Origin of the sequence: Amycolatopsis sp. NPDC021455 (assembly GCF_040640995.1) — a bacterium.
GTDB lineage: Bacteria > Actinomycetota > Actinomycetes > Mycobacteriales > Pseudonocardiaceae > Amycolatopsis.
Genome location: NZ_JBFACT010000017.1, coordinates 30,812 through 40,804 on the forward strand (window position 1 = coordinate 30,812; position 9,993 = coordinate 40,804).

12 protein-coding genes are annotated in these 9,993 nt (G+C 71.5%); 8 read left to right on the forward strand and 4 right to left on the reverse strand.

The window, feature by feature from the left end:
- Positions 1 to 76 precede the first annotated feature (76 nt).
- From AB0G28_RS21245 to AB0G28_RS21260, 4 genes are read left to right on the forward strand one after another with little or no spacing between them, the layout of a single operon-like run.
- Positions 77 to 1,327, forward strand: coding sequence for a GTP-binding protein (locus AB0G28_RS21245; protein WP_361091260.1), 1,251 nt, complete (start codon positions 77 to 79; stop codon positions 1,325 to 1,327).
- Positions 1,324 to 1,578 (forward strand): type B 50S ribosomal protein L31, encoded by a 255-nt coding sequence (locus AB0G28_RS21250; protein ID WP_361091263.1) that lies wholly within the window; start codon positions 1,324 to 1,326, stop codon positions 1,576 to 1,578. The genes AB0G28_RS21245 and AB0G28_RS21250 overlap by 4 nt, the downstream gene beginning before the upstream one ends.
- On the forward strand, positions 1,578 to 1,730 hold the full coding sequence (gene rpmF / locus AB0G28_RS21255; RefSeq protein ID WP_361091266.1) for a 50S ribosomal protein L32: 153 nt from the start codon (positions 1,578 to 1,580) through the stop codon (positions 1,728 to 1,730). Before AB0G28_RS21250 ends, rpmF begins: the two co-directional genes overlap by 1 nt.
- On the forward strand, positions 1,727 to 2,779 hold the full coding sequence (locus AB0G28_RS21260; protein WP_361091269.1) for a GTP-binding protein: 1,053 nt from the start codon (positions 1,727 to 1,729) through the stop codon (positions 2,777 to 2,779). Before rpmF ends, AB0G28_RS21260 begins: the two co-directional genes overlap by 4 nt.
- Before the next feature lie 37 nt (positions 2,780 to 2,816).
- Here the strand turns inward: AB0G28_RS21260 and AB0G28_RS21265 are convergent, their stop codons facing one another.
- Complete coding sequence (locus tag AB0G28_RS21265; RefSeq protein WP_361091272.1) at positions 2,817 to 3,491, reverse strand: hypothetical protein; 675 nt, start codon at positions 3,489 to 3,491, stop codon at positions 2,817 to 2,819.
- Between the two features lie 177 nt (positions 3,492 to 3,668).
- On the reverse strand, positions 3,669 to 3,965 hold the full coding sequence (locus AB0G28_RS21270) for a hypothetical protein (RefSeq protein ID WP_361091275.1): 297 nt from the start codon (positions 3,963 to 3,965) through the stop codon (positions 3,669 to 3,671).
- 142 nt (positions 3,966 to 4,107) lie between these two features.
- Between AB0G28_RS21270 and AB0G28_RS21275 the strand changes: the two genes are divergently transcribed.
- From AB0G28_RS21275 to AB0G28_RS21290, 4 genes are read left to right on the forward strand one after another with little or no spacing between them, the layout of a single operon-like run.
- Positions 4,108 to 4,542, forward strand: coding sequence for a MarR family transcriptional regulator (locus tag AB0G28_RS21275; protein ID WP_361091278.1), 435 nt, complete (start codon positions 4,108 to 4,110; stop codon positions 4,540 to 4,542).
- Entirely contained in the window at positions 4,539 to 6,209 is a 1,671-nt protein-coding gene (locus AB0G28_RS21280) for an MFS transporter (protein WP_361091281.1), read from the forward strand. Before AB0G28_RS21275 ends, AB0G28_RS21280 begins: the two co-directional genes overlap by 4 nt.
- Positions 6,206 to 6,946 carry a dienelactone hydrolase family protein gene (locus tag AB0G28_RS21285; protein ID WP_361091284.1) on the forward strand — a complete coding sequence of 247 codons (741 nt, stop codon included), beginning with the start codon at positions 6,206 to 6,208 and terminating at the stop codon, positions 6,944 to 6,946. Before AB0G28_RS21280 ends, AB0G28_RS21285 begins: the two co-directional genes overlap by 4 nt.
- Positions 6,947 to 6,957: 11 nt before the next feature.
- On the forward strand, positions 6,958 to 7,230 hold the full coding sequence (locus AB0G28_RS21290; RefSeq protein WP_361091287.1) for a DUF6295 family protein: 273 nt from the start codon (positions 6,958 to 6,960) through the stop codon (positions 7,228 to 7,230).
- A gap of 53 nt (positions 7,231 to 7,283) precedes the next feature.
- On the opposite strand, the gene AB0G28_RS21295 is transcribed toward AB0G28_RS21290, so the two are convergent.
- Complete coding sequence (locus AB0G28_RS21295; protein WP_361091290.1) at positions 7,284 to 8,690, reverse strand: aminotransferase class V-fold PLP-dependent enzyme; 1,407 nt, start codon at positions 8,688 to 8,690, stop codon at positions 7,284 to 7,286.
- A complete protein-coding gene (locus tag AB0G28_RS21300; RefSeq protein WP_361091293.1) occupies positions 8,677 to 9,990 on the reverse strand; it encodes an MFS transporter in 1,314 nt (437 codons plus the stop codon). Before AB0G28_RS21300 ends, AB0G28_RS21295 begins: the two co-directional genes overlap by 14 nt.
- Positions 9,991 to 9,993 lie beyond the last annotated feature (3 nt).

The window sequence follows — 9,993 nt, forward strand, 5'->3', positions numbered from 1 at the left end:
CCCTCCCGAGTTGATAGTGGTTTTCGTTTTCAAGTACTGTAGCGCATCGCACCCCGTCCGCATTCCTGGAGCCCCTGTGACCCACCACCCCCGCGTCCCGCTCGTCCTGGTGAGCGGTCTGGCCGCCGGACCGAACGCCGCGCTCGCCGAGCTGCTGCGCGTGGCCGAGCCCGGCACCGCCGTCGTCCACCACGACCTGCGCGAGATCCACTCCGGCGTCGTCCGCCGCCGGCTGAAGCTCGGCGAGCGCGAAGACCTCACCGTGCTCGAGCTGGCCCACGGCTGCGTGTCGTGCACGCTGCGGGAGGACCTGCTCCCGCTGCTGCGGCGGCTGGCCCGGCGCCCGGAGGTGACCCGGATCGTCCTCCGGCTCGACGAGGCCATGGAGCCGGAGCCGGTGAGCTGGGCGATCCGGAACGTCGTGGTCGGCGACCACCCGGTGAGCGAGGACGTCGACCTGCGGGCGGTGCTCACCGTCGTCGACTGCGCGACCTGGCTCGCCGACGCGACCGGCGACGACGAGCTGGCCGACCGGAACCTGCAGGGCAGCCCCGAGGACGAGCGGACGGTCGCCCAGGTCGCGCTGTCCCAGGTGGAGTTCGCCGACGTCCTGGTGCTGGCCGGCGCGGCCGCCGACGCGTGGAGCGCCGCGAAGGCGTCCGCCGTGCTGGACCGCGTGGCGCCGTCCGTCCCGCGCGTCGAGCTGGCGCGGATCGACGGCCACAGCGTGCTCGACGCGGTCCCGAAGGACGCCCGGCGCGGCGAGGTCACCGACATGCACGGCGCGCTGCTGCGCGGCGAGCCGCCGCTGCACGCCGACTGCGGCATCGCCCTGCTCACCTTCACCGCGCGGCGGCCGTTCCACCCCTCGCGCCTGCACGACGCGCTCGACGTCCTGCTCGACGGCGTCGTCCGCACCCGCGGGCGCGCGTGGGTGGCCAGCCAGCCCGACGTCGCGTTCTGGATCGAGTCGGCGGGTGGCGGGCTGGGCCTGGGGCACGCGGGGCCGTGGCTCGCGTCGCCGGACGGTCCGGAGTGGACGGACGTCTCCCCCGAGCGCCGCACGCTCGCGTCCCTGCGCTGGGACCCGGTGCACGGCGACCGGGCCCAGGAGCTGGTCGTCGTCACCGACCAGGCGACGCCCGACGAGGTCGAGGCCGCCCTGCGCGGCGCGCTGCTGACCGACGCGGAGTTCGCGGAGGGGCCCGAGGCCTGGCTGCGCTACCCCGACCCGTTCGGGGACTGGCACGAGGAACCGTGTGAAGACACCGAAACCGACCCGGCGCGGCACGACGCGACCGCGGCGAACCGAAAGGAAGACCAGTGAAACCCGGGATCCACCCCGACTACCACCCGGTGGTGTTCAAGGACTCGTCGACCGGCGACGCCTTCCTGACCCGCTCGACCATCACCTCCGACAAGACCATCGAGTGGTCGGACGGCCACACCTACCCGCTCGTCATGGTCGACATCAGCTCGTGGTCGCACCCGTTCTGGACCGGCACCCAGCGGATCATGGACAGCGCCGGCCAGGTCGAGAAGTTCCACCGCCGCTACGGGAAGCGAGGCACCCGCTGATGGCCGTCCCCAAGCGCAAGATGTCGCGCAGCAACACGCGGTCCCGGCGGTCGCAGTGGAAGGCCGCCGTGCCGGACCTGGTGCCGATCAAGGTCGACGGCAAGGTCCGGCTGGTCCCGCGCCGGCTGATGAAGCACTTCCACGCGCAGTGAGCGTTCCGGTCACCGTGTTGTCCGGCTTCCTCGGCGCGGGCAAGACGACGCTGCTCAACCACATCCTCGCCAACCGCGACGGCCTGCGGGTCGCGGTGATCGTCAACGACATGAGCGAGGTCAACATCGACGCGGCGCTCGTGCGCTCCCAGGAGCGCCTCGTGGAACTGACCAACGGGTGCATCTGCTGCACCCTGCGGGAGGACCTCCTGGAGGAGGTGGCGGCGCTGTGCGCGGACGACCGCTTCGACCACGTGCTCATCGAGTCGAGCGGGATTTCCGAGCCGATGCCGGTGGCGGCGACGTTCACGTTCCTGGACGCCGTCGCCCACCTCGACACCATGGTGACCGTGGTCGACGCGGCGAACTTCGCCCGCGAACTGGCGGCCGGCGACTCCCTGGTGGAGCGCCGGCTCGACCAGTACGAAGACGACGAGCGGACGGTCAGCGACCTGCTGATGGACCAGGTCGAGTTCGCCGACGTCCTGCTGCTGAACAAGACGGACCTCGCCACCGACGTCGACCGGCTGGTGGCGACGCTGCGACGGCTCAACCCGGCCGCCGACGTCGTCACGGGCAGTTTCGGGAAGGTGCCGCTGGAACGGGTCTTCGGCACGGGCCGGTACGACGCCGAGCGGGCGCAGGAGGCACCGGGCTGGGTCGCGGAGCTGAACGGCGACCACGTCCCGGAGACCGAGGAGTACGGGATCTCCAGCGTGGTGTTCCGCGCCGCGCGGGCGTTCGACCCGGCGGCGCTGTGGGACTTCGTCACCCGGCGGCTGGACTCCGGCGAGTTCGGCACGGTGCTGCGGTCGAAGGGGTTCTTCGCGCTGGCGTCCCGGCCCGGGGTGACCGGGCTGTGGTCCCAGGCGGGCGCGGTGGCCCGGTTCGAGCCGCAGGGCGTGGCCGCCGAACCGCGGCAGGAGCTGGTGTTCATCGGCGTCGACCTGGCGGGCGACGCCCTGCTCACCGCGTTGCGGGACTGCCTCGGCGACGTCGCGACCGGCCCGGACCCGTTCCCGGAGTGGGGCCCGGTCCACGTGCACTGACTCGTGAGCGTTCCGGACGGCCCGGAGCGCTCACGAGTCACTTCTGGAAGTACTTCACGTTCTTCCACTGGGTCTGCGCGTTCGCCGCCTGGAGCGTGCCGTACACGCCGTACTTGAAGTAGTGCGTGCCGGTCGGCCCGGATCCACTGGCCACGAGCTTGCCGCCGAGGTAGACGGAGACCTTGTTCGCGGTGGCGTCGTGGATGACGTTGACGTGCACCCACTTGCCGAAGACTCCGGTGGCGAGGACCTTGCCCAGGCCACGGAGGGTGCCACCGTCGGCCGCGTAGGCACGGATCATCAACGTCGTCGCGCCGGGCCCGTCGTTGCCGAAGATCTGCATGCACGATTCGTCTTCGGTCGGACTGGCCACCTTCAGGTCGCCCTCGAACTGGCGGAGCCCGGTCTTGTAGTCGTTGTGGACCCGGACCTCGACCCGGTTCGACGACTTGCTCAGCAGCTTGAACGTCTCCACCCCACCGGAGCGGTCGTAGGAAACCCCGTCTTCGGACGCCTGCGTCGTGGTGGCCCAGTCGTGCGGATGGGCGGTGCCGTGACTGACCACCTGGATCGTCTTCGAGGGGTCGACCTGGGTCCAGCCGGTGCCGATCACGGCGGGCTGCGGGACGGGTGCCGCCGAGGCGGCGGTGACCGGAACGGCCAGCGCGGCCGCGGCCACGATGGCGAGTCCGGCCAGGCGCGGACCTGACATGCCTTGCTCCTCTCCCTGAGCCGAGCGCGGCGTCGTCGCCACGCTTCCAAGGTAGCCGCTGAACATCGGATGTAAAGACCTTTCCCGACAGGTCCCGATCAGCGGAATCCCTTACAGACAGGGAGATCGTCGTACTTCAGACCGGACCATCAGGCTGATTGGTCCGATGAAAACACGTCAGTGGTCGTCGTAGTGGTCCTCGTGGGCTGCGTGGCGGTGGCCGTCGTGCAGGTAGTCGACGTGCTCGCCGTGCGGGACCGCCACGTGGCCGCAGCCGTCGCCGTGGGTGTGGTCGTGGCCCGTGTGCGGGACGTGGCCGTCGATCTCGCACTCGTCGAAGTGACCGTCGTGGGCCCGGTGCAGGTGCCCGTCGTGGGCGTAGTCGACGTGGTCGCCGTGCGGGAGTGCCGCGTGGCCGCAGCCCTCGCGGTGGACGTGGTCGTGGCCGGCGTGCTGCACGTGCGGGATGGTCATCGGCTGCCCCTTCCAGGTGTGTCCATTTCGGACGGTAACACCGGAGCGCGGCGCCGGCCCGGGCGAAAGCTCCCGGCTCACCCGATAGCGGCGGTTCCGTCCGGGTTGATCAACCCAGGTTTATCAGCCTAGGTTGACGACCATGACGGACGAGGAGCTCCTCCAGGTGAGCGCCGACCTGCGCGTCGCCCTCGGCCGGCTGGTCCGGCGCCTGCGCCAGGGGTACGTCGCCGGTGAGCTGACCCTGCCCGAACGCTCGGTGCTTTCCCGGCTCGAACGGGAGGGCCCGGCCACACCGGGCTGCCTGGCCGACCTCGAACGCGTCAAACCGCAGGCCATGGGCGTCACGCTCGCCGGGCTCGTCGACCGCGGGCTGGTCGAGCGGCGCAAGGACGACTCCGACGGCCGCAAGGTGCTGATGTCGGTCACCGAGGCCGGCGTCAAGCTGGTCACCGACCGGCGGTCCGAGACCACCCGCCGGATGGCGGCCGCGCTGGCCGGGAAGTTCACCGCGGCCGAGCAGCGCGAGCTGATCGCGGCCATCCCGCTGATCGAGCGGCTGGCGGACGAGCTGTGAGCTACAAGTGGGTCGCGCTGTCCAACACCACGCTCGGCGTGCTGATGTCCGCGCTCGACGGCTCGATCGTCATCATCTCGCTGCCGGCCATCTTCCGCGGCATCGGGCTCGACCCCCTCGCGCCGGGCAACATCGGCTACCTGCTCTGGATGATCCTCGGCTACCTGCTGGTGCAGGCCGTGCTGGTGGTGACGCTGGGGCGGCTCGGCGACATGTTCGGCCGGGTCAAGATGTACAACGTCGGCTTCGTCGTCTTCAGCGTGGCCTCGGTGGCGCTGTCCTTCGACCCGTTCCACGGCGGCGGCGGCGCGCTGTGGCTGATCGGCTGGCGGATCGTCCAGGCCGTCGGCGGGTCGATGCTGACGGCCAACTCGGCCGCCATCCTCACCGACGCCTTCCCCGCCGAGCAGCGCGGGATGGCGCTGGGGGTCAACCAGATCACCGCGCTGGCGGGGCAGTTCCTCGGCCTGGTCGTCGGCGGGCTGCTGGCCGAGATCGACTGGCGCGCGGTGTTCTGGGTGAGCGTGCCGTTCGGGCTGCTGGGCACGATCTGGTCGATCCGCAGCCTCCGCGAGGTCGGGACGCCGAGGCGCGCGAAGATCGACTGGGGCGGCAACGTCACCTTCGCCGCGGGCACCGCGCTCCTGCTCGCCGGCATCACCTACGGCATCCAGCCCTACGGCGGCGGCGCGACCGGCTGGGGCAACCCGTGGGTGCTCGGCGGGATCGGCGCCGGCGTGCTGCTGCTCCTGCTGTTCGGCGTCATCGAGACCCGCGTCGCCGCGCCGATGTTCCAGCTTTCCCTGTTCAAGATCCGGGCGTTCGCCGCCGGCAACATCGCCGCGTTGCTGACTTCGGTGGCCCGTGGTGGCATGCAGTTCATGCTCATCATCTGGCTGCAGGGCATCTGGCTGCCCCTGCACGGCTACGACTACGAGCAGACGCCGCTGTGGGCCGGGATCCACATGCTGCCGCTGACCGTCGGGTTCCTGGTCGCGGGGCCGGTTTCGGGGTACCTGTCCGACCGGTTCGGGGCCCGGCCCCTGGCCACCGGCGGCCTGCTCCTCGTGGCCGCGGCGTTCCTCGGCCTGCTCGCGCTGCCGGTCGACTTCCCGTACCCGGCGTTCGCGGCGCTGCTCGTCCTCAGCGGGATCGGCCAGGGGATGTTCGCCGCACCGAACACCTCGGCGATCATGAGCAGCGTCCCGACCGAGCAGCGCGGGGTCGCCTCCGGCATGCGGGCGACGTTCCAGAACTCCGGGACGTCGTTGTCGATCGGCGTGTTCTTCTCGCTGATGATCGCCGGCTTGGCCACCTCGCTGCCGCAGACGCTGACGAGCGGCCTGCAGTCCCACGGCGTCCCGGCGAACGTCGCCGACGGCGTCGCGCGGCTGCCCCCGGTGAGCACGCTGTTCGCCGCATTCCTCGGCAGCAACCCGGTCGGGCACCTGCTCGGCCCGGACGTCCTTTCCGGACTGTCGCCCGCGGACCGGGCGACGCTCACCGGCGGCGAGTTCTTCCCGCGGCTGGTGTCCGGCCCGTTCCACCACGGCCTGGTGGTCGTGTTCACCGCGGCCGCGCTCATGGCCGTCATCGCCGCGGTGGCTTCCGCCGCCCGCGGCCGGCGCTACATCCACGCCCCCGAGGGAGTCAAGGAGAACCGATGAACGACGAGATCATCGCCGGAACGGTCACCATCAGCGGCCACGGCGGGGACGAGCTCGAGGCCTACCTGGCCAAACCGACGGACGCGACCCCGCGCGGCGGCGTCGTGGTGATCCACCACCTGCCCGGCTACGACGCGGCGACGAAGGAGATGGTGCGCCGCTTCGCCGTCGAGGGCTACAACGCGCTCTGCCCGAACCTGTACACGCGCGAAGCGCCGGGCGCGGACCCGGATGACGCGGCCGCGATGGTCCGCGCGGCCGGCGGCGTCCCGGACGACCGGCTCGTCGGCGACGTCTCCGGCGCGGCCGACTACCTGCGCGCGCTGGAAAACGCGAACGGCCGGATCGGCGTGATCGGGCACTGCTCGGGCGGGCGGCACGCGTTCCTCGCGGCTTGTTCCCTGAACCTCGACGCCGCGGTGGACTGCTACGGCGCCTTCGTCGTCAACGACCCGCCCGAGGCGATGAAGATGATGAAGCCGCTGCTGGGCCTGGCCCCGCAGCTGTCGTGCCCGCTGCTGGGCATCTTCGGCGCCGACGACCAGTTCCCCGGCCCGGACGAGGTGGCGGTCCTGGCGGCCGAGCTGGAGAAGCACGGCAAGGAGCACGAGTTCCACACCTACGCCGACGCCGGCCACGCGTTCTTCGCCGTCGACCGCCCGAGCTACCGCCCCGAAGCCGCGAAGGACGGCTGGGAACGCATCCTCGACTTCTACGCGCGCACGCTCACCGCCTGAGAGGACCCGCCATGTGCACCTACCTGACCGAGAAGTTCGCCCTCGAAGGCAGCGGCAAGGGCGCCCGCGGCTGGTTCCGCCTGACCGAGGGCACCGTGTACGTCGACCACCCGGTTCACGCGCCGTACGGGCACACGGTCAACATCGACTTCCGCAACCCGTCCCTGGGCGCTTCGACCCGCGTCGCCCTGGAGCTGACCGAAGAAGACGCCCTGGCCTTGGCGGACGCGATCCACGCGGCCCTCAAGTCCGCCCCGGCGGGCCTCGCTTCCCGCACCCAGTAGCCGAAAGTCCGTGAAGGCCTCCTTCCCGGCCATAAGAGCCGGGAAGGAGGCCTTCACGGCATGTAGAGCGCGCCCAGGAACTCCAGGAGGAGGCGCTCGCGGAGGGGGCCGGGCGCGGTGGCGAGAAGCGCGTTGATCGGGGCCATGCGGTCCGGGAGGCCCGACGCGCCGCCGAGGCCGGCCGCCGCGAGGAGGTCCGCGAACTGCGCCGACGTCAGCGTGTCGGGGTCGAGTGCGGCCACGAACTCGGCCACCGCCGGGTCGACGACCACCGGACCGGCGAGACGGGCCGCGTCGACCGAAGCGGCCAGGTCGGCGAGGAACTCCTTCTCGCTGCCGTGGTTCGCTGCCGTCACCGTCAGGTGCAGGTTCACCGGAGACGACAGATGAGCGAACTGCGGCTGGACGTACCAGCCGCGGGCCTTCATCTCGTCGGCCACCGTGAACAGGTCGAAGCCGTCGTCGCCGGTGAACGCGATGAGCGTCGACACCGGGTCGCCGAGCACCCGCAGGCCGGGGAGTTCCCCGATGCCGGAACGGATCCGGGACACGGCCTCGCGCGCCGCGGAAGCCAGCCGCAGGTAACCGTCGGAACCGAGGTGGTTCACCACCGCCCACGCCGCGGCGAGGGGGCCGCCCGAGCGGGTGCTCTGGATCGTCGTGTTCAGCATCGTGTAGCCCGGCCAGGAAGCGCTCGCGAAGTAGTGCGTGCGCCGCAGTTCCGCCGAGGCGTGCAGCAGCACCGACGTGCCCTTCGGGCAGTACGCGTACTTGTGCAGGTCCACCGAAATGCTCGTGACACCCGGGACGCGGAAGTCGAACGGTGGCACGTCCGCGCCGAGCCGCGCGAAGTACGGCAGCACCCAGCCGCCGATGCAGGCGTCGACGTGCATCCGGACGCCGCGTTCCCGCGCCGCCGCCGCGATCTCCGGCACCGGGTCGAGCACGCCGTGGGCGTACGACGGCGCGCTCGCCACGACCAGCACAGTCGAGTCGTCGATCGCTGCGGCCATCGCCGCCGGGTCGGCGCGGAACGTCACCGGGTCGACCGGGACGTCGATCCGGCGCAGCCCGAACAGGTGCGCCGCCTTGTGGAACGCCGCGTGCGCGGTCGTCGGCAGCACGATCGACGGCGAAGGCGGCCCGTCCCGCGCGGCGAGCACGGCCAGCAGGCACGACTCCGTCCCGCCGGACGTCACCGAGCCGACCACCCCGGGCACGTCGCCGAGCAAGGACGCCGCCGCGGAAACGAGGTCGTTCTCCATGCGAAGCAGGCTCGGGAACGCCGTCGGGTCCAGGCCGTTCGCCGACGACGCCAGCGCGTGCGCCGCCGCGCCCAGGGAGTCCACTTCGGACATCCCGCTGTCGTAGACGTAGGCCAGCGTGCGGCCGCCGTGCGTCGGCAGGTCGCCCGCGCGCAGCGCCCGCAGCTCGGCGAGGACGTCCTCAGGCGTTCTCATGCCGCGGTTCCAGCACCGAGCGCCGCAGCAGCGGCAGGGCCAGCGCGATGAGCACGCCCGGGATGACCGACGCCCCGACGAGGATCGCCAGGATCGCGCTGTGCGGCTGGTTCGCCGTCGCGTCGGTGCTGGACACGTACCCGCCGACGGCGAGGATGATCGCCCACAGCCCGCCGCCGAAGGCCAGGCCGAGCGTCTCCCCCGCGGTCCACACGCCCGCGGCGATCCCGGCCCGCGTCTCGCCGGTGCGCTCCTCCTCGGCGGTGATCAGGTCGGGCAGGATGGCCAGCGGGAACACCGAGATCCCGGCGTAGCCGACCCCGCACAGCGCCACGAAGACGAACGACACGACCAGCGGGATTTCGCGCGCGAAGACCAGGCCGAGCAGGCCGACGGCGAAGGCCGCGGTGGCCAGGCGGAAGCCGTTGAGCTTGCCGACCCGGTCGCCCAGACGCGGCCACAGCGGCATGGTGACCAGCGCGGGGCCGACGAAGATGACGAACAGGATCGTCCCGTAGCTCTCCTTGCCGAGGATGCGCTGGGCGAAGAACGGGATGGCCGCGAGCACCGTGCCGATGCCGAGCGCCTGGATGAAGTACGTGCCGAGCAGCCAGCGGAACGGCCGCCACGCGGCGAGCGTCCGCACCAGCTCCTTCAGGTTCACGGTGTTCGGCCGCAGCGAGCCGACCGGCGCGTCCTTGAGCCCGAAGTACACCAGCAACGTCGCGGCGAGCACGATCAGCCCGATCACCACGGCCATGATCCGGTAGCCCGCGACCCCCTCGATCGCGGCGGTGATCGCCGGCGCGCCGCCGCCGCAGACCAGGATCGTCACGGCGAGCACGCCGATGCGGACGCTGGTGAGCTTCGTGCGCTCGGTCGCCGACTCGGTCAGCTCGGCGGGCAGCGCGTTGAACGGCACCTGGAACAGCGCGTACGCCGTGGCGCAGGCGGCGAACATGATCGCCACGTACAGCGCGTCCGGCAGCGGGTTCCCGAACCCGGGGTGGGCGAACATCGCCGCGAACAGGATCGCCACGCCGATGCCGCCGATGAGCAGGAACCGCCGCCGGCTGCCGGTCTTGAGCAGGTCGGCGTCCGACAGCCGGCCGGCGACCGGGTTGAACAGCACGTCCCAGGCCTTCGGCACGAACACGATGGCCGCGGCCCAGCCCGCCGGCACGGCCATCGTGTCGGTCAGGTACTTCACCAGCACCAGGCCGGGGACCGTGCCGAAGGACCCGGTGACGAACGAGCCGAGCGAATAGCGGAACCTCGTCCGGCCGGACAGCGTCGCCATGGT

Coding starts and splice junctions, on each gene's coding strand:
- rpmF (WP_361091266.1), top strand. CDS start 1,578: ATGGCCGTCCCCAAGCGCAAGATGTCGCGCAGCAACACGCGGTCCCGG.
- AB0G28_RS21265 (WP_361091272.1), bottom strand. CDS start 3,491: ATGTCAGGTCCGCGCCTGGCCGGACTCGCCATCGTGGCCGCGGCCGCG.
- AB0G28_RS21270 (WP_361091275.1), bottom strand. CDS start 3,965: ATGACCATCCCGCACGTGCAGCACGCCGGCCACGACCACGTCCACCGC.
- AB0G28_RS21275 (WP_361091278.1), top strand. CDS start 4,108: ATGACGGACGAGGAGCTCCTCCAGGTGAGCGCCGACCTGCGCGTCGCC.
- AB0G28_RS21285 (WP_361091284.1), top strand. CDS start 6,206: ATGAACGACGAGATCATCGCCGGAACGGTCACCATCAGCGGCCACGGC.
- AB0G28_RS21290 (WP_361091287.1), top strand. CDS start 6,958: ATGTGCACCTACCTGACCGAGAAGTTCGCCCTCGAAGGCAGCGGCAAG.
- AB0G28_RS21295 (WP_361091290.1), bottom strand. CDS start 8,690: ATGAGAACGCCTGAGGACGTCCTCGCCGAGCTGCGGGCGCTGCGCGCG.
- AB0G28_RS21300 (WP_361091293.1), bottom strand. CDS start 9,990: ATGGCGACGCTGTCCGGCCGGACGAGGTTCCGCTATTCGCTCGGCTCG.